Origin of the sequence: Sandaracinus amylolyticus (assembly GCF_000737325.1) — a bacterium.
Classification (GTDB): Bacteria; Myxococcota_A; Polyangia; order Polyangiales; family Sandaracinaceae; genus Sandaracinus; species Sandaracinus amylolyticus.
This window is the reverse complement of the sequence record NZ_CP011125.1, coordinates 6865603-6888883: the sequence shown is the minus strand read 5'-3', so window position 1 is coordinate 6888883 and position 23281 is coordinate 6865603. Positions and strand designations below refer to the sequence as shown.

Annotated in this window: 22 protein-coding genes and 1 riboswitch; of the genes, 7 read left to right on the top strand and 15 right to left on the bottom strand. The window is 71.9% G+C overall.

Annotation, left to right across the window (positions count from 1 at the left end):
- Nucleotides 1-17 precede the first annotated feature (17 nt).
- From tssG to DB32_RS29135, 4 genes are read right to left on the bottom strand one after another with little or no spacing between them, the layout of a single operon-like run.
- Nucleotides 18-1007, bottom strand: a complete 990-nt coding sequence (gene tssG / locus DB32_RS29150) for a type VI secretion system baseplate subunit TssG (protein WP_053235916.1) — start codon at nucleotides 1005-1007, stop codon at nucleotides 18-20.
- Complete coding sequence (tssF, locus tag DB32_RS29145) at nucleotides 971-2719, bottom strand: type VI secretion system baseplate subunit TssF (RefSeq protein ID WP_053235915.1); 1749 nt, start codon at nucleotides 2717-2719, stop codon at nucleotides 971-973. Before tssF ends, tssG begins: the two co-directional genes overlap by 37 nt.
- 25 nt (nucleotides 2720-2744) lie before the next feature.
- Nucleotides 2745-3089, bottom strand: coding sequence for a GPW/gp25 family protein (locus DB32_RS29140; protein WP_157069521.1), 345 nt, complete (start codon nucleotides 3087-3089; stop codon nucleotides 2745-2747).
- A 42-nt stretch (nucleotides 3090-3131) separates the two neighbouring features.
- Nucleotides 3132-3635: an Hcp family type VI secretion system effector gene (locus tag DB32_RS29135; protein ID WP_053235913.1), complete on the bottom strand. Its 504-nt coding sequence runs from the start codon at nucleotides 3633-3635 to the stop codon at nucleotides 3132-3134.
- 186 nt (nucleotides 3636-3821) lie between these two features.
- Here DB32_RS29135 and DB32_RS29130 point away from each other — a divergent pair, with 186 nt between their 5' ends.
- Together DB32_RS29130 and DB32_RS29125 are read left to right on the top strand one after the other, a co-directional pair.
- A complete protein-coding gene (locus tag DB32_RS29130; protein ID WP_075097661.1) occupies nucleotides 3822-5705 on the top strand; it encodes a serine/threonine-protein kinase in 1884 nt (627 codons plus the stop codon).
- A gap of 30 nt (nucleotides 5706-5735) precedes the next feature.
- Entirely contained in the window at nucleotides 5736-6422 is a 687-nt protein-coding gene (locus tag DB32_RS29125; RefSeq protein WP_053235911.1) for a 4'-phosphopantetheinyl transferase family protein, read from the top strand.
- Between the two features lies 1 nt (nucleotide 6423).
- Here the strand turns inward: DB32_RS29125 and DB32_RS29120 are convergent, their stop codons facing one another.
- Nucleotides 6424-7023 carry a DUF6789 family protein gene (locus tag DB32_RS29120; RefSeq protein WP_053235910.1) on the bottom strand — a complete coding sequence of 200 codons (600 nt, stop codon included), beginning with the start codon at nucleotides 7021-7023 and terminating at the stop codon, nucleotides 6424-6426.
- A gap of 50 nt (nucleotides 7024-7073) precedes the next feature.
- On the opposite strand from DB32_RS29120, the gene DB32_RS29115 reads away from it, so the two are divergent.
- Nucleotides 7074-7556 carry a rhodanese-like domain-containing protein gene (locus DB32_RS29115; RefSeq protein WP_157069520.1) on the top strand — a complete coding sequence of 161 codons (483 nt, stop codon included), beginning with the start codon at nucleotides 7074-7076 and terminating at the stop codon, nucleotides 7554-7556.
- Here DB32_RS29115 and DB32_RS29110 read toward each other — a convergent pair.
- Complete coding sequence (locus DB32_RS29110; RefSeq protein WP_053238996.1) at nucleotides 7519-8196, bottom strand: glycosyltransferase family 2 protein; 678 nt, start codon at nucleotides 8194-8196, stop codon at nucleotides 7519-7521. The genes DB32_RS29115 and DB32_RS29110 overlap by 38 nt on opposite strands.
- Nucleotides 8197-8256: 60 nt before the next feature.
- A riboswitch (cobalamin riboswitch) is annotated at nucleotides 8257-8441 on the top strand.
- A 122-nt stretch (nucleotides 8442-8563) separates the two neighbouring features.
- On the opposite strand from DB32_RS29110, the gene DB32_RS29105 reads away from it, so the two are divergent.
- The 4 genes from DB32_RS29105 to DB32_RS29090 are packed head-to-tail and all read left to right on the top strand — an operon-like array spanning nucleotide 8564 to nucleotide 11617.
- The gene (locus tag DB32_RS29105; RefSeq protein ID WP_169791596.1) at nucleotides 8564-9295 is read left to right on the top strand and encodes an LIC_13355 family lipoprotein; all 732 of its coding nucleotides are present in this window, start codon (nucleotides 8564-8566) and stop codon (nucleotides 9293-9295) included.
- A complete protein-coding gene (gene cobT / locus DB32_RS29100) occupies nucleotides 9292-10329 on the top strand; it encodes a nicotinate-nucleotide--dimethylbenzimidazole phosphoribosyltransferase (RefSeq protein ID WP_053235907.1) in 1038 nt (345 codons plus the stop codon). Before DB32_RS29105 ends, cobT begins: the two co-directional genes overlap by 4 nt.
- Nucleotides 10326-11090 carry an adenosylcobinamide-GDP ribazoletransferase gene (locus tag DB32_RS29095; RefSeq protein ID WP_053235906.1) on the top strand — a complete coding sequence of 255 codons (765 nt, stop codon included), beginning with the start codon at nucleotides 10326-10328 and terminating at the stop codon, nucleotides 11088-11090. The genes cobT and DB32_RS29095 overlap by 4 nt, the downstream gene beginning before the upstream one ends.
- Nucleotides 11087-11617: a histidine phosphatase family protein gene (locus DB32_RS29090; RefSeq protein WP_053235905.1), complete on the top strand. Its 531-nt coding sequence runs from the start codon at nucleotides 11087-11089 to the stop codon at nucleotides 11615-11617. Before DB32_RS29095 ends, DB32_RS29090 begins: the two co-directional genes overlap by 4 nt.
- Here DB32_RS29090 and DB32_RS29085 read toward each other — a convergent pair whose 3' ends face one another.
- The 9 genes from DB32_RS29085 to DB32_RS29045 all read right to left on the bottom strand — a co-directional run bounded on the left by DB32_RS29085 (nucleotide 11618) and on the right by DB32_RS29045 (nucleotide 23247).
- Complete coding sequence (locus DB32_RS29085) at nucleotides 11618-11974, bottom strand: cupredoxin domain-containing protein (protein ID WP_075097660.1); 357 nt, start codon at nucleotides 11972-11974, stop codon at nucleotides 11618-11620. It lies immediately after the preceding gene.
- Nucleotides 11967-15446 carry an efflux RND transporter permease subunit gene (locus DB32_RS29080; RefSeq protein ID WP_075097659.1) on the bottom strand — a complete coding sequence of 1160 codons (3480 nt, stop codon included), beginning with the start codon at nucleotides 15444-15446 and terminating at the stop codon, nucleotides 11967-11969. The genes DB32_RS29085 and DB32_RS29080 overlap by 8 nt, the downstream gene beginning before the upstream one ends.
- The gene (locus DB32_RS29075) at nucleotides 15443-16720 is read right to left on the bottom strand and encodes an efflux RND transporter periplasmic adaptor subunit (protein WP_053235903.1); all 1278 of its coding nucleotides are present in this window, start codon (nucleotides 16718-16720) and stop codon (nucleotides 15443-15445) included. Before DB32_RS29075 ends, DB32_RS29080 begins: the two co-directional genes overlap by 4 nt.
- Nucleotides 16717-18045, bottom strand: coding sequence for a TolC family protein (locus tag DB32_RS29070; RefSeq protein WP_157069518.1), 1329 nt, complete (start codon nucleotides 18043-18045; stop codon nucleotides 16717-16719). The genes DB32_RS29075 and DB32_RS29070 overlap by 4 nt, the downstream gene beginning before the upstream one ends.
- Before the next feature lie 72 nt (nucleotides 18046-18117).
- Nucleotides 18118-18495: a hypothetical protein gene (locus DB32_RS29065; RefSeq protein ID WP_157069517.1), complete on the bottom strand. Its 378-nt coding sequence runs from the start codon at nucleotides 18493-18495 to the stop codon at nucleotides 18118-18120.
- A 74-nt stretch (nucleotides 18496-18569) separates the two neighbouring features.
- Nucleotides 18570-19529 (bottom strand): L-histidine N(alpha)-methyltransferase, encoded by a 960-nt coding sequence (egtD, locus tag DB32_RS29060; RefSeq protein ID WP_053235900.1) that lies wholly within the window; start codon nucleotides 19527-19529, stop codon nucleotides 18570-18572.
- Nucleotides 19530-19541: 12 nt separating this feature from the next.
- Nucleotides 19542-20804 carry an ergothioneine biosynthesis protein EgtB gene (egtB, locus tag DB32_RS29055; RefSeq protein ID WP_205627088.1) on the bottom strand — a complete coding sequence of 421 codons (1263 nt, stop codon included), beginning with the start codon at nucleotides 20802-20804 and terminating at the stop codon, nucleotides 19542-19544.
- Nucleotides 20805-20848: 44 nt separating this feature from the next.
- Nucleotides 20849-22714, bottom strand: coding sequence for a serine/threonine-protein kinase (locus DB32_RS29050; RefSeq protein WP_053235898.1), 1866 nt, complete (start codon nucleotides 22712-22714; stop codon nucleotides 20849-20851).
- A gap of 68 nt (nucleotides 22715-22782) precedes the next feature.
- Nucleotides 22783-23247, bottom strand: a complete 465-nt coding sequence (locus tag DB32_RS29045; RefSeq protein ID WP_157069516.1) for a hypothetical protein — start codon at nucleotides 23245-23247, stop codon at nucleotides 22783-22785.
- Nucleotides 23248-23281 lie beyond the last annotated feature (34 nt).

Sequence of the window (23281 nt, the reverse complement as noted above, 5' to 3'; positions counted from 1 at the left end):
TCTCGTTGCGTCGGAAATCACGCGGCCACGCGCACCGTGCGCGACGTGCGTGCGCTCGCGAGCCACGTGCGGTGGCCGAGGCCGGTGGTGTGCGAGAGCGGGAACCCGCTGCGCTGCGCGTCGACGTGCAGCTCGAGCTCGAGCTCGATGCCCGCGGGATCGAAGAGGCGGAACGTCTCGCGCGCGAGCGCGTGGAGATCACCGCCCGGCAGACACCGAGGGTGCGTCGTCGCGTCGAGCCCGCGGATCACCACGACGCAGCGCCCGCCCGGATCCGCGGCGTTCGCGCCGAGCACGGTCTCGCGACCGAGCGCGTGCGACGAGCGACCGAGGCGCATGCGGCTCCGCTCGGCGATCGGGACGCGATCACCGGCGAGCTCGCGGATCTCGATCACCAGGCGCGCTGCCGGCACGCGACGGCGCACCAGGATCTGCAGCGCGCGCTGGAAGCCGAGCGCGCTGCGACGGCTCGTCGCGAGCAGCGGGAGGATCGCGATGCGCTCGGGCATCGTCAGCGCGCTCGCGTCGGCGCCCGCCGCGGCGACGAGACGTCGGCTCCAGAAGTCCGAGCCGTCGTCGCGCAGGACCGCGCTCGGGCGGAGGCGCTGCACGCTGCGATAGAGCAGCGAGAGCGCGCGATGGTGGAACACGTCGAGCAGATCGCGGCGGACCGCGCGATCGGGATCCTCGGCCGCGATCTCCTCGAGCATGAAGAGCGGGAGCGGACCGATCGTGCCCGCCGTGCCGAGGAACGTGCTCTCGACGCGCGCGCGGTCACCGTCGAGCGCGACGTTCGACACATCACTCGCCGCGAAGGTGAGCGCGGGGCTGTGGCCCAGCCGCACTCGTTCGTCTGCGGGCCGCGCCTCCGTGCCGAGCGCCGCGCTGCCGAGGCGTCGCTCGAGCGCGGCGACGAGCGCGAAGAACGAAGCGCGACGACCCGAGGTCGCGAGCGCGCCGTGCAGCGCGCTCAGAGGATCGACTGCGTGCCCGTCCGCGGCGTCCACGTGAGCTCCTTCATCGACGGATGCAGGCCGACCGAGAGCGCGCAGAACGCGTTGATCGGGACCTCGGCGGAGAGCAGTCGATCGAGCGCGCACCCGAAGAGGAACGCGTCACCGGGCCCCGAGAAGCGCGACTCCTCGAGCTCGACGCGCGTCTCGACCCCGCGCACCACCGCGCCGCGATGTGCGCGCGTCGCGGCGTGGGCGCGCACCTCGCGAATGCCTTCGAGACGGAGCGAGTTCGCGCGCTCGATGTGCACGTCGACGAGCTCGGGCACGTTGAACGAGGACAGCAGGCTCCGCAGCGCGTCGGGGCTCGCGAGCGATCGATGAGTGCTCGCGAGATAGCCGAGCAGTCGCCACTGCAGCTCGGTGCCGAGCGCCGCGGGGATCGGCTTCGACACGCGGCTCACGTTCCGTGCGGTGGCGAGCGTCGGTGACGCGGGGAGCGGTGCGCCGACGTCGCCAGCGCGGAGCTCGGACGCGAGCAGGCGGCTCGTGCACGTCATCTCGACCGAGACGGTCTCGTCGACCAGACCGTCATCCGGCGCTCCGTCGTCGCCGAGCAGCAAGTAGGCGTCGAGGCCGCCGTCGAGCGGAGAGCGGCGGCGCCGCAACGTGAAGAACGCGTCGTGTGCGCCACCGCGACCGTGATCGAAGAGCGAGAGCGCGCCGTAGTGGATCTCGCCACCACGCCGCATGCGCCGGCCGATCACGCGATCGACCGTGTGGACCTCCGCCTGGTGTGGAGCGAGACCGGATGCACGGAGATGCAGCTCTTCGCGCAGCGGCGCGCGGCGGATCGGCTCGGCAGACGTGGTGAAGAGGTTGATCGCGGGCACGCAGTGCAGGCGCAGCGCGTCGGTGGGCAGTCGCTCGGGAAGCGCAGGCGGCTTGCGGAACCGGAAGACGAGCTCGAGCGTCTCGCGCGCTCGTGCGCTGGGCACACGCTCGAGGCCGTGCACGTCGACGAAGAAGAACTTCTCGGGGAACGTGAAGTACTCGGCGGCGAGCCGCGGTCCGATCGGTGCGGTCTCGGGCCACGGCCAGAGATCTCCGATCGTTCCGTCGAGCGCGGGCAGTCGCGCGGCCGATGCGCCGAGGTGGATCTCGTCGCCGGGCGCCAGGCGGATCGAGATCTGATCGAGATGGCGCGCGATCCACAGCAGCAGCGTGGTCGCGAGGGCGTGCGTGCCGTGGAGGAAGAGGCGCAGCGGGGCCGGGCCGAGCACCGCATCGCGCGCCGCCTCGGGGATACGGATCCGCGCGACGATCTCGGGCGCGTCGGCGCGCATCTCGTCGAGCCGCGTCACCTCGATGCGCGCGGGCGTGAGCGCGACGTCGGCGCGCGTCTGGAACGGGCACGCCGTGCCCTGCACCGCACGTGATCCGTAGATCGCACCGGCCTTGATCTCGTGTCGTGCACGCAGTGCACCGGCGCGTGGCTCCAGCTCGAGGATCGTCGCCGCGGGAATCCCGCGCAGCGTGTGCGGCGCGATCAGCTCGGCGAGCGGCTCCGCGAGCTCGGGCACCGCGGCCTCGGTGCGCTCGCGAATCCGCGCGGCGAGGAACGCGAAGCCCTCGAGCAATCGCTCGACGTCGGGGTCGGTGCCGCGCTCGGTGAGCGCTTCGGCGAGCCCGGGGTGACGAAGCCCGAACTCGCGACCCATGTCGCGCAGATAGGCGAGCTCGCTCTGGTAATAACGAGAGAACACGAGTCGGTCTCCTTCTGCGAGGACGTCAATCGACGCGGAAGCGACCGGGGAGTCGCACCCACGTGCGCAGGCGCAGCGCGCGCCGCGGATCGGCCGCGAGGCGCGCTTGCACCTGGAAATCGAGCCGCAGCGCGTCGTCGCCGGGCAGGTGTCGGACGCTCACCTGCGCGAGCCGCGGCTCGTGGCTCTCGATCGCCTTCTTGATCGTGAGCTCCACGCTACGCATGCCGTCGGGCAGCGTGTGCACGAGATCCGTCAAGTCGACGATGCCGCGCGCGTTGAGGAGCGCGTGGAGGTGGGCGACGATCGACTCCGCCTCGCCGATCTGACGAGCACCGGACTCGAGACGATCGAACAGACCGCGTCGCATCACCCGCCCTCCACACGAATCGACTCACGCGCTCGCGCGAGATCACGAGTTCGGCTGCTGCGCCCAGTCCCACGAGTGCTCGGTCGTGTCCCCGTCCTCCGTGATGTACGTCCAGCTGATCTTGCTGAAGACGAAGTCGACGACCTCGCGCGGGAGCTCGTCGCCCTCACGCTCGAGCACGTTCGACTCCATCCGCGCGATGCGCGCGTTCTCGAGCTTCACGCGATAGAACTCCTTCGTGCCCGAGCCCGAGCTCGACTGGCGGAAGAAGTGGAACACCGCCTCCGCGGGGCTCGTCGCGGTGAGGGCCTGCGCCATCACCGGCGTCGACTTGTCGATCTCCTTGCGGATGCGCACCGGGCCGAACGCGGGCGGCGCGGTGGGGCGCGAGACGCGCGGGTCGTAGCCGACGCTGAGGAGCTGCTCGAACCCGACGCACTCGATGGCGTTCTGGACGTCCTCGCCGCCCATGTTGTGAACGGTCGACTCGCCCGCGACGTCGTTGCCGCCGACCTTCAGCTTCAGATACACGCTCTGCTGGCTCATCTTCGTTTCCTTCGTTCTCCCCCGTGCGAGGGGTCGTCTCCGCGACGGGCCCACTGCCCGCACGCAAGCCCCTCATCGCGGCGACCCGCACGGCGTTGCGTGGTGCGATGAAAAAAAGTCGCGCACGCAACGCGGGCTCGGACGCGCAGATGAGAGGCCCGCTGCGCAGAGCAGGGAGGCGGGTCCATGCCGGAGCGTTTCGGCGCGTACGAGATCGAGAAGCGCCTGGGGGCAGGCGGAATGGCCGAGGTGTTCCTCGCGCAACGTCGCGGGCCCGAGGGGTTCGCGAAGCGCGTCGCGCTGAAGCGCGTGCTCCCCGGCTACAACCAGGATCCCGAGTTCGTGCGTCTCTTCCAGGACGAAGCGCGGCTCGCGGCGCGCCTCGACCACCCGCACATCGCCGGGATCCACGACTTCGGCGAGGTCGACGGGACGTGGTTCATGGCGATGGAGTACGTCGACGGATCGGACCTGCGGACGCTGCTGAGCGGGCTCGGCAAGCTCTCGCAGCCGATGCCGACCGACCTCGTGCTGCTCGTCGCGGCGGATCTCGCGTCGGCGCTGCTCTACGGGCACGAAGTGGAGATCGACGGCAAGCCGGCGCGCATCATCCATCGCGACGTCACGCCGTCGAACATCCTCGTCAGCACGGACGGCGCGATTCGTCTCGCGGACTTCGGCATCGCGAAGGCCGCGTCGCACGGGCACCACACGCGCACTGGCATCGTGAAGGGCAAGGTGCCGTACATGCCGCCCGAGCAAGCGCTCGGCGAGGACATGGATCACCGCGTCGATCTCTTCGCGCTGGGCGTGGTCCTCTTCGAGTGCCTCGCAGGGAAGAGGCCGTACGTCGGCGTGACCGAGCTCGACACGCTGCAGCGGATCAGCAAAGGCCAGCACTCGCGCTTGCTCGATCTCGCGCCACACACGCCGCCGGCGCTCGCGGACGTCGTCGAGCGCCTGATTCGTCCCGACCCGAGCGCGCGATTCGACAACGCTGCCGACGTGCTCGATGCGCTCGCCGCGTCGCCGCCCCCGACGAACGCGCGGAGGCTGCTCGGCAATCTGGTGAAGCGCGTCCAGCGCGAAGTGCCGAAGTCGATCTCCGAGATGCGCGGGTTCGCGAGGACCGAGTCGCTGCCGGAGGAGCCCGCGAACGACCGGACGCGCACCGCGGGAGAGCTCGCGCAGCGCGCGCTCGCGATGGCCGCGCAGCCGCGCGAAGACGTCGCCCGGGCGCTCGATCGGGCGGCGCAGGAGAAGAGCTGGACGCCGCCTGCGCAGAACGACGCGCACGATCCGCGCACGGTCCCGGCCGGACGTCGCGTGGTCGTCGCGAGCGATGGAGAGAAGACCGGCCCGGTCGGTTCGAAGCCGCCGTTGCCCTCGACGCGCACGCGCCCCGCGGTCGCGTTCGAGAGCGACTCGAGCGTGCCAGTCGCGGCATCGGAGATCTCGATCCCGCGGGTCGTCGCGTCGCAACCGAGAGCGGGAGTGTCGTTGGGCGCGTGGATCGCGCTCGCGATGTCGCTGGGGATTGCGTTCGTGGGCGTCGTCGTCGCCGTGGGCGTGTGGTGGATCCGGGCGCACGCGCCGCCGCCGCCCGTCGCGGTGACCGCACCGCCGCCCGCGCACGTCGATCCGCCGATCGTGGAGGCGCAGCAGCATCAACCCGCCGCGCGGCCCCCCGTCGTCGCGACGACGACGACGGAGGCGGTGCCCGTCGTGGGGACGACGACGCCCGAGGCACCCCGCGTCGTGAGCCGTGAGCCGACGGAGCGCGAGCAAGTCGATCGCGAGCGGACCGAGCGCGGGCGCGCGCGCCACGACGTCAGCACGCCCTCGCCCGCGCCGGAGCTGCCGCCGGGTCGTGTGACGGTCGTCGTGCTGCCGATGGGCGAGGTGACGATCGACGGTCGCGAGCACGGCACGTCGCCGGTGACCGCGACGCTGCGTCCGGGGCACCACGTGATCGTCGTGCGCAACGGCGAGCGCGAGGAGCGCCGCTCGATCGACGTCGCGAGCGAGACGACGGAGCGCGTCGTCGTGCGCTTTCCGCTCGACGGGTGAGCGACGCGAGGTCGGGCTATACAAGTCACGATGGTGCCCTCGGAGCGCGTGACCGAGCTCTTCGCGGACGACGTGCTCGTCGTGAGCGCGCACGTGAGCGACGTCGCGCTCGCTGCGATCACGCCGCGCGAGGCCGAGCTCGTCGCGCGCGCGGTCGACAAGCGCAAGCGCGAGTTCGCGACGGCGCGGGTGTTGGCGCGCGCGGCGCTCGCGCGCTTCGGACTGCCCGACTACGAGCTGCTCAACGCGCCGGATCGCGCGCCGATCTGGCCTGCGCACATCACCGGGAGCATCTCGCACTGCGACACGCGCGCGGTCGTCGCGGTCGGTGATCGCGCGAGCGTCGGCACGATCGGCATCGACGTCGAGCACCGCGACGAGCTCAAGCGCGAGCTCTGGAAGACGGTGTTCCTGCGCGACGAGATCGACGCGCTCGACGCGCAGTTCGCGAGCGACGTGCGCGGCAAGATGGCGCTCGCGCTCTTCTCCGCGAAAGAAGCGCTCTACAAAGCGCAATATCCGCGCTCGACGCAGTTCATGGGATTCCACGAATTGCGCGTCGAGATGATCGCGGAGACGGAGACGCGCGGTCGCCTCGAGTGCGTGTTCCAGAACGACGTCGGCCCGTTCACGAAGGGGTTCGTCGCGCCGGGTCGATATCGGCTCGATGCGTTCCCTGCGGGCGAAGTGATCACCGCAGTTCGCATCGAGCCGTGAGTCAGATCCCCGCGCCCGCCTCCAACATGTCCGGCGCGTGCGTTCGCATGTGCACCGGCTCGGGCGGTCTCTCGGATGCGTGCACGATCAGATTGGCCGCCGGCTTCTTCGGCGTGAGCTTGTCGAGCGCTGCGCCCATCACCGCGCCGTACGCGAGGTGCGCCGCGATCGCGTACAGGTGCGAGCGCACCGGGTAGTGCGTCGGCCACGCCGCGAGCTTGAACGCGGGGAGCAGCAGGTCGTTGCTCGCGACCCACACCAGCATGCCGAACGCTGCGCCGCCGATCGGGCCGGACGCCTTCGGAAAGGTCGCGGCCGTCGCGCCATACGCCGCGCCCCATGCGCCGCCGAACGCGTAGTGCACCGCGTGCCCGGCGCGCGCTTTGTCGACCGGCAGCGGGCGCTGCAGCAGCGCGGCGGCGCGCCTCGCGACCGTCTCGGGCGCGCTCTCTTCGAGCTGCTCGGGCTCGGGCGGCACGAAGACACCTTCGGGCGGCTTCGGCGCGATCCGCGAGGTGAGCGCGAAGAAGACGTCCTGGGCGGCGCTGCCGAGGATTCCGGCCGCGAGGCCTCGTACCACCGATCCGAGCGGGCTCGACATGGCGCGCTCAGCGCGTGCGAAGCGTGTGCCCGGAGCGCATCCTCGCGTCGATGACTCGGCGCGTCGCGATTCTCGCCGCCGCGCTCGTCGTGATGCTCGCGGCGGGTGTGGCGTTGATCCCCGGGTGCGGGCTCGACGTGGTGCATGCGGTGCTGGTTTCGCAGCATCCTCGCGTGCGCTGGATCTCGACCGAGGAGCTCGCGCGTGAGCTCGAATCGGAGTCTCCGCCGCTCGTGATCGACGTGCGCAGCGACGATGAGATCGCGGTGAGCACGATTCCCGGTGCGCAGTCGATGCGCGAGCTGCCGACCGATCGCGACGTCGTCGTGTACTGCTCGGTCGGAGCGCGTAGCGCCGTCGTGGCGGAGCGATTTCCGAACGCGCGCAACCTGCGCGGCGGGATCTTCGCCTGGGCGAACGAGTCGCGTCCCCTCGTGCGCGACGGAGCGCGCACGAACGAAGTGCATCCGTACGACTCGCTCTGGAGGATGCTGCTCAGTGCGCGTGTCGTGCGAGCCAGCGGAGGATCGTGATCGACGCCATCACGGTGCCTCGTACCGTGCCGCTCACCTTCGAGACTCCGACGCGACGTCGATAGGAGACTGGCACTTCGGCGTGTCGCAGCCCGCGTCGCGCCGCTTTGATCTGCATCTCGACCGTCCAGCCGTAGTCGGGATCGCCCATGTCGAGCTTCTGCAGCGCGCTCCAGCGAATCGCGCGGAACGGACCGAGATCGGTGTAGCGCGCGCCGTAGAGCAGACGCAGCGCGACGCACGCGACGGCGTTGCCCGCGATCTGCTGCGGCGTGAGCGAGCCGCGCTCGCGCCGTCCGAGCACGCGCGAGCCGATCACGAGGTCGGCGCCGCTCGAGATCGCCTCGAGCAGGCGTGTGATCTCGCTCGGATGATCGCTGCGATCGCCATCGAGGAACACGACCACGTCGGGCGGCTCCGACGCGATCTCGGCGAGCGCGCGCAGGCACGCCGAGCCGTATCCGCGCCGCGGCTCGTGCACCACGATCGCGCCGCCTTCGCGCGCGATATCGGCGGTGCGATCGCGCGAGCCGTTGTCGCACACGACGACGCGCCTCACGACGTCGCGTGGGATCTCCGCGAGCACCAGCGGCAGCGCACGCTCTTCGTCGAGCGCGGGAATGACGACGTCGACGATCATCGCGCGCACCGTAGCGCACGCCCGGTTGACGCGCGTCGCCTCGCTGGCCACGCTCGGCGCTGCTTTCGGTGCGGGCGTCGCGAACGCTCGCCTCGAGGGAAGCCGGTGCGACTCCGGCGCTGCCCCGCAGCGGTGTGCAGGAACGAACGTCGTGGCGACCACTGCGCCTGTGGGCGCGGGAAGGCACGATCAGTAGGAGGCTCCTCGAGAGCCACGCCTGCGAGCCCGAAGACCTGCCGAGAGTGCCCGCGCCCGGTGCGCGGGCGGTCCACGCGACTCGAGGGACGTCGCGCGGACACGGCCGGAACCGCGGAATGGCGGCGAGGGACTCGTGGGTCAGCAGCGAAGTGCGTGGTGCGTCGCGATCGTGTTGCTCGTCGGGTGCGGCGAAAGCGCGACGCAGGATGTCGATGCGGGGATCGTTCGCGACGATGCCGCGGCGCCGCTTCCCGACGAAGCGGTGCTCGCGGACGAGATCGTCGACGCGCCGGGCGCGACCGGCGAGGGGTTCGGCGATCCCGACAAGGCGATCAACGGCGTGCGCGGCGGCGGACCGACGCAGGGCTCGTTCGACGTGTACTCGCTCGACTACGCGACGCGCACGCACCTCGTGCTCGGCTGGAGCGGCGCGGTGATCGCCGACGGACCGGGCGCGGATCTCGTCGTCTTCGAGAACGGGTTCCGCGCCGCGGGCGCGAGCGGGAACTTCATGGACCCGATCATCGTGTCGGTGTCGCGCGACGGAGAGACGTGGGTCGATCTCCCGCACGACTACGCGGCCGAAGATCCGACGAGGTACTCGATCGCGCCGGAGGACTGGGTCGGGTTCGCGGGGATCACGCCGGTGTTGCTGAACGTCGAGACGAACGACGTGGATCCCTTCGATCCCATCGCGGCGGGCGGCGACGCGTTCGATCTCTCGTCGCTGCCCGACGAAGGCGAGGGCGCGTCGATTCGTCGCGAGGGCGCGCGCTACGTGCGGCTCGAGAGCGCGGCGATGCGCGTGAACCCCGAGACCGGACGCAACTATCCGCGCGACCCGACCAGCAACGGCTCGGACATCGACGGCGTGTACGCGCGCTACGTGGTGACGCGGTGACGCTCCCGGCGCTCGATCACGACGCCACGGCGCGTGCGCGCGATCGTCAAGCGAGCTTGACCAAACCGCGCGGCAGCCTCGGCGCGCTCGAGGACGTGGTCGCGACGATGGCGGCGATCCAAGGCCGCGTCCGGCCGCGCAGCCGACCCGCGACGGCGCTGATCGCGGCGAGCGATCACGCGGTCACGAAGCATGGCGTCTCGGCGTATCCGGCCGAGGTGACGCGCGCGATGATCGACAACCTCGCGCGGGGTGGGGCGGCGGCGAGCGTGATGTGCGCGTCGCTCGGAGTGCCGCTGGTCGTGCTCGACGTCGGTGTCGCGGCTCCGCGTGTTCCTCCGCAGCGCGACGGCCGTCGCGTGATCCGCGACGACGTCGCGGACGTGGCCCTCGGCGATCTGCGCGAGGCGCGCGCGGTGTCGCCCGATGACGCGCAGCGCGTGCGGCGTGCCGCGGTCGACGCCGTGAGCGCGATCGACGAGCTCGCGGTGCTGGTGCTCGGCGAGATCGGGATCGGCAACACGACGGCCGCAGCCGCGGTCGTGTCGGCGCTGCTCGATATCCCGGCCGAGCGCACCGTCGGGCCGGGCACGGGCCTCGATGGCGAAGGAATCGCGCGCAAGCGCGCCGTGGTGAGCGATGCCGTCGCGGCGCTCGGCGGCGATCGCGATCCGTGGTCGGTGCTCGCGCGTGTCGGTGGCCGGGATCTGCTCGCGATGGCGGCCGCGGCGCACGCGGCGATGCAGCGCCGCGCGGTGGTGCTCGCCGACGGGTACGTCGTCGCGGCATCGCTGCTCGCGCTCTCGCGCGTCGTGCCGGATCTCGGCGCGCGCGTGATCTTCGGACACTGCTCGGCGGAGCCGGCGCATCGGCTGGTGCTCGACGCGCTCGGCGCGCGTCCGCTGCTCGATCTCGGGATGCGGCTCGGCGAAGCGAGCGGCGCGCTCGCCGCGCTCCCGCTGCTCGATCTCGCGTGCGCGCTCCACGAAGGAATGGCGACGTTCGCGGAGGCGGCGGTGCCGGATCGCGAATGACGGTTCCGTGGATCCGCGGCGCGCGCGCCGCGTTCGTGTTCCTCACGCGCATCCCGGTCGGCGGCTTTCCGTATACGAAAGACGACTTTCGCTGGGCGGGCGCGTACTTCCCGCTCGTCGGCGCCGTGCTCGGCGCGATCGCGGGCGTGGTGATGCTCGCGCTGCTTCCTGCGGGCGCGATGGCGGCTGCGATCTGCTGCGTCGCGCTCTCGATGATGCTGACCGGCGCGTTCCACGAGGATGGGCTGGCGGACACGGCCGATGCGCTCGGCGGTGCGTACGATCGCGAGAAGCTCTTCGTGATCCTCAAGGACAGCCGCGTCGGGAGCTTCGGCGCGGCGGCGCTCTTCGTGGTGCTCGCGCTGCGCGTCGCGCTGCTCGCGCGGCTCGAGCACGAGGCGCTGCTCGCTTGTGTGCTCTCGGCATGCATCGCGCGGACGCCGCCGGTGTGGATGATGGCCGCGCTGCCCTACGTGACGAACGACGAGCACAGCAAGAGCCGTCATCTCACGCGCGGCGGGCCGCGTCAGGCGTGGGTCGCGACGTTCCTCACGGCGATCGTGATCGCGAGCGCGATGGCATGCGGCCTGAGCGCGGTGCGCGTGGCCGTGGTGCTCGTCGCGCTCGCGGTCGCGGCTGCGATCTGCACCTGGCGATTCATCGTGCGTGCGGGCGGGATCACCGGTGACTTCCTCGGCGCGACCGAGCAAGTCGGCGAGTGCGTCGTGCTGCTCGCGCTCGCGATGACGGCCGGAGCATGACGTCGCTCGTCGTCATCCGACACGCGCCGACGCATGCGAGCGGGCGCTGCATCGGACGCACCGAGGTCGACGTCGAGCTCGCGCACGTCGACGCGGCTCGCGTGATCGTCGAGCGCATCGCGGGGCACGGTGTGCACGCCGTGTGGTCGTCTCCGCTCTCGCGATGCGCCGTTCCTGCGTCGATCGTCGCGCGGACGCTCGGCGTGCCCCATCGCGTCGACACGCGCTTGCTCGAGATCGATCACGGCTCGTTCGACGGTCGTGCGTGGGACGAGATCGATCCTGGTGCGCTCGAGCGGTGGATGCGCGCGTGGGAGCACGAAGGCGCGCCCGGCGGCGAGAGCGCGCGCGACGTCGAGGCGAGAGTGCGCGCGTGGTGGGACGAGCTCGAGCACGACGCGCTGCTCGTCGCCCACGCCGGCGTCGCGCGCGCGCTGCGCGTGATCGTGGACGGCACCGCGTGGACGGATGCGATGTCGCTCGCGATCACGCACCTCGCGGTCGACGCGGTGCATCGCCGCCGGTGATCACCGAGCGACCAGCGCGCCGTCGTACATGTCCATGCCGCACGTGAAGCGCACGCGGCCATCGGCGGGCATCGTGAGATCGACGGCGACGGGCTCGTTCAGCGGCAGATCGCGGCGGATGTCGAGCGACGGGAACACGAGCTGCTGACCGCAGCCCTCGTCGGTCGTGCGCGTGAACACCAGGCGCACCGGGGCCCCGGCGGCCGCGGTGACCTCGGCGGGATCGTACCCCTCCGCGCCGACGCGCACCGCGATCTCGGGGCGCCCATCGGGGTTCGGCGGCGTCGCCGCGCTCGATCCACACGCGCTCGCGAGCGCGATCCCGATCACGACGAAGACACGACGAGCATCAGACATTCGACTCTCCTACCAGGTCCGTGGGCGCGCGGCCCGAGATCACACCGAGCGCGCGGCGGCGCGCCCATCCATACACGATCGCGCCGAGCACGAGTCCTCCCGCGCCCGCCACGTGCGCCGTGGTCAGCGCAGCGTCGTAGCCGTCGACGTAGAGCCGCAGCGCGAGCGAGGCCACGAGCAGCGCCGCCGATGCCTGGACGATCACGATGATCTTCCGCAGCTCGAGCAGCATCTCGGGCGCGGCGTCCGCGATGCGACGGTGCACGAGCTGCTCGTTGCGCCAGTACGTGTAGACGACCGGGATGAGCTCGAGCGTGAGGAACGCGCTCGTGATCAATCCGCCGACCATCGGCGCGGCGATGCGCTTCATCACGTCGGCGCCCGAGCCCTCGGCCCAGAGCAGCGGCACGAGCCCGACGAGCATCGTGCCGACCGTCATCAGCTTCGGCCGCACGCGCTGGATGGTGCCCTCGGCGTGCGCGTCGACGATGTCGGCGAGCGTGCGGATGCGTCCTTCGCGCAGCCGCTTCTCGTACGCTTGATCGATGTAGACGATCATCACGACGCCGGTCTGCGCCGCGAGGCCGATCAGGGCGATCACGCCGACCCAGACCGCGGTCGACAGGTGATAGTCGAGCAGCCAGAGCGCCCACACGCTGCCCACGAGCGCGAACGGCACGCTGAGCAAGACGATCAGGACCTCCGTGAGATCGCGGAACTGCAGATAGAGCAGCAGGATCACCGCGAGGAGCGCGAGCGGGATCAGGATCTTCATGCGCGCCTCGGTCTCGAGCATCAGCTCGTACTGGCCCGTCCAGCGCAGGTGCCCGCCTTCCGGCAGCGTGATCGCACCGCGCGCGATCGCGCTCTCCACCGCGGCGCGCGCCTCCTCCACGTAGCTGCCGAGATCACGCCCTTCGTCGACGTCGACGTAGACGTAGCCGACCAGCATGCCGCTCTCGTCGCGCACCATCGGCGGGCCTGCCTCGACGCGCACGTCCGCGACCTCGCGCAGCGCGACGTGACGTCCTTCGCCCACCGGCACGAGCGCGTCCGCGATCGCCTCGGGGCTCGAGCGGAAGTCCTCCGCGTACCGCACGCTCACGCCGAAGCGCGCGCGCCCCTCGATCGTCGTGGTGATCTCGTCGCCTCCGATCGCGCGCTCGACGACCTCGTTCACGTCCTCGATCGTCAGCCCGTAGCGCGCGAGCGCGTCGCGATCGGGCACGACGTCGAGGTACACGCCGCCTTGTTGACGCTCGAACAGCACGCTGCGCGTGCCCGGCACTTGGTTGACGACGCGCTCGATCGCGATGCCCGCGCGCTCGATCTCGAGCAGGTCGTGGCCGTGCACCTTGATCCCGACCGGCGTCCGGATGCCGGTCGCGAGCATGTCGATGCGGTTGCGGATCGGCTGGGTGAACGCGTTCGTCCAGCCCACGAGACGCAGCCGTGCGTTCATCTCGTCGACGAGCTCCTCGCGCGTGATCGTGCGGAATTCCGGCCAGATCGCGGTCAGCGCGGGGCGCATCCACGACGGCGCGTGCCCGTGGTACCAGCGGCGCTCGTAGCGCGTGCGCCACGCGCTGCGCGGCTTCAGCTGCACGACGGTCTCCGCCATCGAGAGCGGCGCGGGATCGGTCGGCGTGTCGGCGCGCCCGACCTTGCCGAGCACGTTCTCGACCTCGGGGAACTCGCGGAGCAGTGCGTCCTGGATCTGCATCTGCCGTCGCGCTTCTTCGATCGAGATGCCGGGGAACGTCGTCGGCATGTAGAGCAGGTCGCCTTCGTCGAGCGGCGGCATGAACTCGCTGCCGAGCCGCGGCACGAGCGGCAGCGCGGAGAGCACGGCGAAGAGCCCGATGAGCAGCGTGGTGCGCGGGTTCTCGAGCGCGACGTGCACGAAGGGCTCGTAGAAGCGCCGCACGATGCGCGAGACGGGATGGTGCTCCTCGCTGCGGATCTTCCCGCGGATGAGCAGATCGCGCATCGCGGGCGCGACGGTGATCGACAGCAGCGCGGCCGAGAGCATCACGCACGTCTTGGTGAACGCGAGCGGGCGGAAGAGGCGCCCCGCTTGTCCGGTGAGGCCGAACACCGGGATGAACGAGACCGCGACGATGAGCAGCGAGAAGAAGATCGCGGGCGTGACCTCGTGCGCCGCGTCGGCGAGCAGCTTCTGCCGCTGCTCCGGTGTGAGGTCGGGCGGTGCGTGCTCGAGCTTCTTGTGCGCGGCCTCGACCATCACGATCTCGGCGTCGACCGTCGCGCCGATCGCGATGGCGATCCCGCCGAGCGACATGATCGTCGCGGGCATGCCGAAGAGCGCCATCGGGATGAACGCGATGAGCACCGCGAGCGGCAGCGCGATGATCGGGAGCAGCGCCGATCGCACGTGCAGCAGGAAGAGGAGGATGACGAGCGCGACGACGATCATCTCCTCCGTGAGCGCGTGCCGCAGCGTGTCGATCGCGCGCTCGATCAGCGCCGATCGATCGTAGACCGCGCGCAGCTCGACACCGTCGGGCAGCGAGGGCGCGATCTCGTCGATGCGCGCCTCGACGCGGCGGATCACGTCGAGCGCGTTCTCGCCCTGGCGCATCACGACGATGCCCGAGACGACCTCGCCCTCGCCGTTCCAGTCGGCCGCCCCGCGACGCAGATCGCCGCCGACGCGCACGGTGCCGAGGTCGCCGACGGTGAGCGCGGCGCCGCTCTCGGAGCGACGCACCACGACGCGCTCGAGGTCCTCGCTTCCCTGCAGGTAGCCGCGCCCGCGCACGACGTACTCGCGCTCCGACATCTCGAGCAGGCGCCCGCCGACGTCCTGGTTGCTGCGGCGGATCGCGTCGGCGACCTCGGGCACCGACAAGCCGTGCGCACGCAGCCGCGCGGGGTCGAGCGTCACCTGATACTGCGGCAGGAACCCGCCGACGCTCGCGACCTCGGCCACGCCCGGAACGCTCGCGAGCGCGTAGCGGATCGAGAAGTCCTGCAGCGTGCGCAGCTCGCCGAGATCGTGGGTGCCCGACGTATCGACGAGCGCGTACTGGTAGATCCACCCGATGCCGCTCGCGTCGGGCCCGAGCCGCGGCGCGACGCCCGCGGGCAGACGCGCGCTCGCGCTCTGCAGCTGCTCGAGCACGCGTGATCGCGCCCAGTACGGATCGGTGCCCTCTTCGAACACCACGTACACGAACGACATCCCGAACATGCTCTGCCCGCGCACCTCGACGACCCGCGGCGCGCCGAGCAGCGCGGTGACGATCGGATACGTGATCTGATCTTCGATCAGCGTGGGCGATCGTCCTTCCCACTCCGTGAAGACGATCACCTGCGGATCGGAGAGATCCGGGATCGCGTCGAGCGGGACGCGCTGCATCGCGACCCATCCCGCGATCCCGAGCGCCAGGCCGGCGAGCAGCACGAGCCCGCGGTGGTGCGCGCACGCATCGATGATGCGCGCGATCATTCGCCGGCCTCGCTCGGTGCGAGCGCCGCGTGCAGGCGGCTCTCGGAGTCGAGCACGAACGCGCCTCGGATGACGACGCGCTCGCCGGGCTCGAGCCCGGACGTGATCACGCGGTGCTCGCCGATCAGCGCGCCGAGCTCGACGCGGCGCGGCTCGAACAGCCCGCCCTCGCGCGCGACGAACACGTAGCGGGACTCGCCGGTGTCGATCACCGCATCGCGCGAGACCACGAGCTGCTCGCTCGTCGTTCCCTCGATGCGCACCTCGCCGATGGCGCCGGGCAGGAGCGTGACGTCGGGGTTGCGCGCGAGGAATCGAACGCGCGCGGTGCGGGTATCCGTCTCGACGCGCGGCTCGATCAGCTCGAGCGCGAGCGCGATCGGGTCACCGCCGTCGCGCGACACGAACTGCGCGTCACCGTCGCGCAGGTCGAGCTCGCTCGCGCTCGCCGACGCGACCACGCGCACCTGCGAGAGATCCGTGATCTCGAAGAGCGCGGTCTCCGGGGTCGCGTACCCACCGCGCGTCGCGCCGATCGCGGTGACGTGCCCGGCGATCGGCGCGCGCAGCGGGACCGTCCGCGACGAGCCCGCGATCAGCGCGTCGATGTCCGGGTCGGAGACTCCGAGGAGCACCAATCGCTCGCGCAGCGCGGCGTCGACGGGCGGCGTCTCCGCGTGCTCCGCGCCGGGGATCGCGGGCCAGCGCCGCGCGACGCGCAGCTCCTCCGCGGCGCGCAAGACGTCGGGCGCGTACACGTGCGCGAGCACTTGGCCCGCGCGAACGCGCACGCCGGGCTCGCGCACCACGAGCCGCTCCACGAACGCGTCGGCGCGGACTCGCACCTCGGCGCGCGCGCCCTCGCGCGCCTCGATCACCGCGGCCCATCGCGCCGACCGCTCGAGCGGCACGCGACGCACGACCTCGGTCGCGATCCCTGCGCGCTGCACGCGCTCGGTCGTGAGCATCACCGCGACGGGCTCGACGCTCGGCGGAGGCTCCTCTGCGTGCTCCGCGTGATCGTGCGCGCCGGTCGTCTCGTCGGGGATCGGCTCGAGCCGCATGTAACAGATCGGGCAGGTCCCGGGCGTCGCCGAGCGGATCTGCGGGTGCATCGGGCAGTAGAAGCGCGCTTCGCCCTCGCTCGCCGGCTCCTCGCGCAGCACGTACGTCCACCACGTGCCGGCGGCCAGCGCGGCGATCGCGACGAGCAGCATCCACCGAACGATCGCCATCGCGCGCAGCCCGGGGATCTCGCGAGTCGTCTCGCTCATCGCGCGACCTCCGTCTCGATCGGCCCGCCGACCGCGCTCTCGAGATCGATCCACGCGTGCGCGGCGGCCGCGCGGAGGCGCGCATCCTCCACCTCGAGCTCGCGCAGCGCGCGCGCTGCGTCGATCCACGCGAGCAGATCCGCGGGCCCGCTCGCGTACGTCGCGGCGATCGCGCCGAGCGCGCGCTCGACCGCGGGGCGCTCCTCGCTCTCGATCGTCGCGAGGGCGCGTCGCGCGGTCTCGAGCGCCGCGATCGCGGCGGCGATCTCGCCACGCAGCGTGCGCTCGGTCGCGGCGACCACGTCGAGCGCGGCCTCGGCGCGCGCGCGCGCCGCGTCGTGCATCGCGCCTTCGCCGCTCCAAAGCCAGGGCAGCGTCATCGAGAACGACGCGCCGAGGCCGGCGCGCGCCTGCGGCATCTGCATGTACGTCGCGGACACGCGGAACATCGGGATGCTCGCTTCGGCCGACGCCGCGTCGGCGCGCGCTGCCGCCGCGCGTGCGCTCGCTCGTGCGCTCTCGATCACGCCGCGCGCGCGCATCGCGCGCTCGAAGAGCGCGTCGCGATCGGGAACGGCATCGATCACGCGGAGCGAGGGCTCGCCCTCGATCGTGATCGTGCTCTCGCCGATCCACGCTGCGAGCCGCGCCTCGGCGCGCGCCATCGTGGTCTCCGTCTCGGCGCGCATCCGCCGCACGCGTGCGCGCTCGGCGTCGACCCGCGCGAGCTCTGCGAGCGGATCGTCGCTCGTCGGCAGGCGCGCGCGCAGCGCCTCGCTCATCCGCGCGAGCACGTCCTCCGCCGCGGCGAGCCGCGCGTCGATCGCCTTCGCCTCCGCCCAGTCGGTGCACGCGTGCGCGGCGTCGGCGCGGAGCTCGCGGCGCCGCTCCGACCACTCGCCGAGCGCCTCGCGCGCTTCTTCCGCCGCGGCGCGCGCGCGACCGTCGAGCGCGCCGGCCGGCGGCAGGCTCTGGGCGAGCCCGGCCATGTACATGCCCTCGCGATCGGCGCGCTCGGGATCGCCGATCGGAAAGTCCCACACCTCCAGCATCAGCTCGGGCGCGGGCAGCGCGCCCTCGGCGCGTGCCTCCGCGATCGACGCGCGCGCGTTCGCTCGCAGCGCATCGAGCGAGGGATGCGACGCGACCACGCGCGCCACGATCTCCTCGCACGAGCCCGCGCGCGCCGGCGCGCTCGTCGGCTCGTCCTCCTCACGCGCATGGGTCGCGAGCTCGCGCTCGACGTCGTCGAGCGCGCGCCACGTCGTCTGCGACACACAACCCGCGGCCATCACGGCCGCGCCGCACCAGATCCACTGCCTCAAGTCCAATCCTCCGCGACGGAGCCATCCCGCGGCGCGCACGAGCGCACCGGACCGAGAAACCCGCGCGGTGGATCAGAGGAGGAAGACGGAGATCGAGACGTGCCGTCGTATCGAGGGCCCGGCGCGCGCCTCGACGTCGAGCCCGCGCAGCGAGCTCTCTTCGATGCGCTCGGCACCCAGCCACGCCCAGAGCGGGAGCACGCCGATCAGCGGCGCCGCGATCGTGCGCGGCGTCGCGTCGTCGTGCGCGTCGACGCGCGGCACGCCCGGCATGCTCCGCTCGTCGCAGCAGTCACGCGAGATCGAGTCGTGGCCGCGCGGCGCGTCGGGGCAGCAGCAGTGCAGCTGCGCCTGGCTCATCGGCGCGCACCACACGAAGCTCCATCCCGCGGTGCCCGCCGCCGCCGCCAGCACCACCGCGAGCACGCCCGCGAACGCGCGCATGCTCACGCGGCGGACGAGCGAACGGCGACGGAGCCGGCGGAGACGCACGAGCCCGACAGTTGCGCGCCTGCTCCCGAGCGTCAAGCGTCGAGCCAGTGCAGGCTGACCCGCGCCTCCGGGTCGGTCCACACCGGGCCGCCGCCGAGCCCGGCCGCGCGCGCCATCGCGCGGAAGTCCTCGATGCCGTGCTTGTAGCAGTGCTCGGTGACGATCACCTCGTCCTGCTCGAACGCGAAGCGCCGCCCGGCGATGCGCACCGTCTGCGCGCGTGTGCTCACGAGCTGCATCTCGACGCGCCGTCGCGACGCGTCCCACGGCGCGCGATGCACGAACGCGTCGAGGTCGAAGTCCCCGCCGAGCTCGCGGTTGATGCGCACCAGCAGGTTCTGGTTGAACGCCGCGGTCACGCCCTGCGCGTCGTCGTACGCGGGCTCGATCACCGACGCGTCCTTCGGCAGATCGACGCCGACGATCACCACGCCACCGCTCCCCGCGATGGTGCGCGCACGATCGAGGAACACGATCGCTTCGTCGGGCTCGAAGTTCCCGATGCTCGAGCCCGGGAAGAACACCACGCGCCGCGTCGCGATCCGCGGCATCGCGAAGCGCGCCATCGGCCGCGCGTAGTCCGCCACGCGCGGCTCGACGCGGAGCGACGGATACGATGCGCTCAGCTTGCGCGCGCTCTCCGCGAGGTACTTCGCCGAGATGTCGATCGGGACGTAGCGCGCGGGCGCGATCAGCGCGTCGAGCAGGATGCGCGTCTTGACGCTGCTGCCGCTCCCGAGCTCGACGAGATCGATCGCGCGTCCGAGGCGCGTCGCGATCTCGCGCGCGTGCGCGTGCAGGAGCGCGGTCTCCGCGCGCGTGAGGTAGTACTCGTCGAGCGTCGTGATGCGATCGAAGAGCCGCGATCCGCGCTCGTCGTAGAGGTACTTGCACGGGAGCGACCGTGGCCGGGTCGAGAGCCCTCGGACCACGTCCTCTTCGAAGCGGGCGCGCTCGTGATCGAGCGAAGCGATCGACTCGGGTCCTCGCACGTCGTGACCTCCTCAGTCATGCGCCCATCGCGCGAGCCGCAGACCGGTCATCTGCCATCGCGCCGAGGGCGGGAAGAAGTTGCGATACGTCGCCCGCAGGTGCGCGCGCGGCGACAGACACGATCCGCCGCGCAGCACGAGCTGGCTGCACATGAACTTGCCGTTGTACTCGGCGAACGCGCCGTCGAACGCGGCGTAGCGCGGGTAGGGCGCGTAGGCGCTCGCGGTCCACTCCCACACGTCGCCGAACATCTGCGCGAGGCCGCGCTCGCGCGCGGCGCGCGGGTGGAAGCGCGCCGACTCCACGAAGTTGCCGTCGATCGCGCACGACGACGCGACGACCTCCCACTCCGCTTCGCTCGGCAGCCGCGCGCCCGCCCATCGCGCGTAGGCGTCGGCCTCGTAGTACGAGAGGTGCGAGACCGGCGCGTCGCGTTCGAGGGGCTCGCGCCCGCGCAGCGTCCGCTCGTACCACGCGCCGTGCTCGTCGCGCTCCCAGTAGATCGGTGACGCCCACGCGTTCGCGCGCGCGTGCGCCCATCCGTCGGAGAGCCACAGCGCAGGCGTCTCGTACCCACCGTCCTCGACGAACGCGAGGTACTCGCCCGACGTCACGCAGCGCGAGGCGAGCTCGAACGGCTCGAGCCACGCGCGGTGGCGCGGCCCTTCGTTGTCGAACGCGAACCCGTCCTCGCGCCGCGCGCCGATCTCGACGAGCCCACCCGGCTGCGCGATCCACTCGAGCGGCGCGGCCGGGGCGTGCTCTTCGCGCTCCGCGCGCGCATACGCGACGCGCATCGGCGACGCGGCGAGCAGCGGCTTCACGTCCGTGAGGATCAGCTCTTGATGTTGCTCCTCGTGGTGCGTACCGAGCTCGATCGCGAACGCGGCACGCGCGAACGTCGCCTCGTCGGCGCGCGCGAAGAACCGGCGCATCGCGTCGTCGACGCGCCGCCGGTACTCGTGCGCCTCGGGCAACGTCGGCCGCACGATCAGCCCGCGCTCGCTGCGCGGCTGTCGCGCTCCGACGGCCTCGTAGTACGAGTTGAAGAGATAGTCGTAGCGCGCATCGACGGGCTCGTGCCCCGACGCGAACGCGCGCAGCACGAAGCGCTCGAAGAACCACGTCGTGTGCGCGAGGTGCCACTTCGTCGGGCTCGCGTCCTCGAACGCCTGCGCGAGCTGCTCGTCGACTCCGAGCGGCGCCACGAGCGCTTCGGTGCGCGCGCGGATCGCGTCGTAGCGCGCACGCAGCGCATCGCGATCGATCGCCATGCACGGGGACATACGCACCCCGCGCGGCGGCCGTTACTGTGCGCTCAACGACGGCCGAACGGGTTCTTCAGCGTGCGGCGTCCGCCCTCGCCCTCGGCAGCAGGCGTCGTCGTCTCGGGCTCGGTGGTGCGCGGCGTCTCGACCGCGGGCGGCGGTGTCGGCTCGGCGGCGCGCTGCGGCTCGGGCTCGCGCGTCACCGTGGGGACGACCGCGGGCTCCTCCTGCGTGGCGCTCGTCGTCGAGGCTCGACGCGCCGACGCGGCGCGCCCCGCGGTGCTGTGGTCCTGCACGCCGCGCCCGCGGGTCAGTCGCACGCGGACACGCTGCGGGAACTCGAGCACGAGGTCCTGCACCTGCGTGACGTAGCCCTCGCGCTGGACGCGCAGGTTCCGCGGCTCCGTGGTCTGCGGGAGATCACCGTCGAACGGGTTCGGGATGCGCCGATCGTCGAGGTAGACCTCGGCGTCCTCGGGCTCCGTCGAGATCTGGACCGTCACCGTCGCCTGCGCGCGTGCCGCCTCGATCGGCGCCTCCACGTGCGTCGGCTCGGGCGTCGGCGGCGGCTCGGGCTGCGGTGCCGGCGGCTGCGTCGCGGCCACCGGCGGCGTCGGCTCCGGCGCGTCGGGACCGCTGCTCGCGATCACGATCGCGCCGGCGATCCCCATCAGCCCGAGCACCGAGATCACCGCGCCCACGATCATCGGCGCGCGCGACGTCGGGGGCACCGGCGTGCTCGCGCGCGGCAGCTCGTCCGCATCGCTCGTCGCGAACGGCGTGACGCTCGGCCGCGCCGATGCCGGCGAGTCCTGCGGCGTGCGGACGCGTGGAACCGGCGTGATCGCCGGCTGCGCTGCGAAGGGCCCGGTGCTCGCGCCGCTGTCCGGCAACGCCACCGCCTGCTGCGCCGGCGTCGTCGCGGGGATCGCGGCGGGTGCCTGCCCGAACGTGCCGGGCGCGAGGCTCGCCGTGCTCGGCGCGTCGGCCGCGATCACCGGCGCGCTCATCTGCGAGCGGAACGGCTCCAGCGCAGCCTTCACGTCCGCGCACGTCTGCGGCCGCGCCTCGGGCGCCTTCGCGAGCATGCTCATCACGAGCGCCTGCACCGCGTCGGGCAGATCGGGACGCCATCGCGAGATGTGCGGCGCGTCCTGCGTGCAGATCTTCACGACGAGCATCGGATACGAGTCGTCGTCGAAGGGGTACTGCCCCGTGAGCACCTGGAACAGGATCACGCCGAGCGCGTAGATGTCCGCGCGGTGATCGATGTCGCGCTTCCCCTGCGCTTGCTCGGGCGCCATGAAGTACGGCGTGCCCATCGCCATCCCGGTGCGCGTGAGCCCCTTGCTCTTCGCTTGCGTCTCGGGATCGCCGGTCTGGTCCTGGATCTTCGAGATGCCGAAGTCGAGCACCTTCACGAAGTCGGGATCGCCGCCGCGCTTGATGAGGAAGATGTTCTCCGGCTTCAGGTCGCGATGGATGATGCCCTTCGCGTGCGCGGCGCCGAGGGCGTCGCAGACCTGCGCCATCACGTGCACGACGCGCCCGAGCGGCTGCGGCCCGGTCGTCGCGAGATCCGCGGCCCAGTCGCGGCCGTCGAGGAACTCGAGGACCATGAAGAACGCCCCGTCCGGGAAGCGCCCCATGTCCGTGCACTCGATGATGTTCGGGTGACCGATCGACGTCGCCGCGAGCGCCTCGCGGTGGAAGCGCGCGACGATGTCCGGGCTGTTCGCGTAGTGCGAGTGCAGGCACTTGATCGCGACGCGGCGCTTGATGAGGACGTGCTCGCCCTCGTAGACCGAGCCCATGCCGCCCTCGCCGAGCTTGCGAAGGATGCGATAGCGGTCCTGGAGCATCATGCCGATGCGGGGATCGGCGCCACCTTCGGTGACGAGCGTCTCGTGACTCATGGCGTGCTCCGAACGGCGGCTCGACGGTACGTGGTGTGGGTGATCGCGGTCAACGCGGGCGTGTTTCTTCAGTCGGAGAGCACCATGTATCCCATGTCGAATTGCGGCGTCGGCGCGACCGTCGGGCGGTGTTTGCGGCGCGTCCGCGCGCGCTGCGCCGGCGTCGGGCCCGCTTCGTCCTCGACCGTCGGTACGGCGGCGTCGACGCCTGCGTCGGGCTCGGGCTCGGGCATCGCGCTCATCGGGAGCATCGGCGGGCCGAAGTCGATCGCGATCGGTGCGCGCTCGACGACGACGGGATCGCTCGGCTCGCACGCGCTGATCGCCGCCGCGAGCACGACGCCGCTCGCCGCGCGTCGCAGCGGCACGAGCGGCGGATCGCGGAACGTCGGCGCGCCCTCCGCGTCGACGCGCACGCGCGCGCAGACGCCCCGCGCCGCCATCGCTTCGGCCCGCGCGCGCGTCGCGTCGCGGAGATCGACGACGACGCGATCACACGACGCGCAGTGACGGCCGCCCTCGCGCGGCGTCATGCGCGACCAGTCCTCTCCGCACGAGCCCGCGATC

What these genes read in the sequence shown, in the direction of transcription:
- DB32_RS29095 (WP_053235906.1), top strand. Translation starts at nt 10,326, where the DNA reads ATGACGGTTCCGTGGATCCGCGGCGCGCGCGCCGCGTTCGTGTTCCTC.
- DB32_RS29135 (WP_053235913.1), bottom strand. Translation starts at nt 3,635, where the DNA reads ATGAGCCAGCAGAGCGTGTATCTGAAGCTGAAGGTCGGCGGCAACGAC.
- egtB (WP_205627088.1), bottom strand. Translation starts at nt 20,804, where the DNA reads ATGGCGATCGATCGCGATGCGCTGCGTGCGCGCTACGACGCGATCCGC.
- DB32_RS29075 (WP_053235903.1), bottom strand. Translation starts at nt 16,720, where the DNA reads ATGAGCGAGACGACTCGCGAGATCCCCGGGCTGCGCGCGATGGCGATC.
- DB32_RS29130 (WP_075097661.1), top strand. Translation starts at nt 3,822, where the DNA reads ATGCCGGAGCGTTTCGGCGCGTACGAGATCGAGAAGCGCCTGGGGGCA.
- DB32_RS29115 (WP_157069520.1), top strand. Translation starts at nt 7,074, where the DNA reads ATGACTCGGCGCGTCGCGATTCTCGCCGCCGCGCTCGTCGTGATGCTC.
- DB32_RS29120 (WP_053235910.1), bottom strand. Translation starts at nt 7,023, where the DNA reads ATGTCGAGCCCGCTCGGATCGGTGGTACGAGGCCTCGCGGCCGGAATC.
- DB32_RS29045 (WP_157069516.1), bottom strand. Translation starts at nt 23,247, where the DNA reads ATGACGCCGCGCGAGGGCGGCCGTCACTGCGCGTCGTGTGATCGCGTC.
- DB32_RS29085 (WP_075097660.1), bottom strand. Translation starts at nt 11,974, where the DNA reads ATGTCTGATGCTCGTCGTGTCTTCGTCGTGATCGGGATCGCGCTCGCG.
- DB32_RS29110 (WP_053238996.1), bottom strand. Translation starts at nt 8,196, where the DNA reads ATGATCGTCGACGTCGTCATTCCCGCGCTCGACGAAGAGCGTGCGCTG.
- DB32_RS29125 (WP_053235911.1), top strand. Translation starts at nt 5,736, where the DNA reads ATGGTGCCCTCGGAGCGCGTGACCGAGCTCTTCGCGGACGACGTGCTC.
- DB32_RS29140 (WP_157069521.1), bottom strand. Translation starts at nt 3,089, where the DNA reads ATGCGACGCGGTCTGTTCGATCGTCTCGAGTCCGGTGCTCGTCAGATC.
- DB32_RS29050 (WP_053235898.1), bottom strand. Translation starts at nt 22,714, where the DNA reads ATGAGTCACGAGACGCTCGTCACCGAAGGTGGCGCCGATCCCCGCATC.
- DB32_RS29080 (WP_075097659.1), bottom strand. Translation starts at nt 15,446, where the DNA reads ATGATCGCGCGCATCATCGATGCGTGCGCGCACCACCGCGGGCTCGTG.
- DB32_RS29090 (WP_053235905.1), top strand. Translation starts at nt 11,087, where the DNA reads ATGACGTCGCTCGTCGTCATCCGACACGCGCCGACGCATGCGAGCGGG.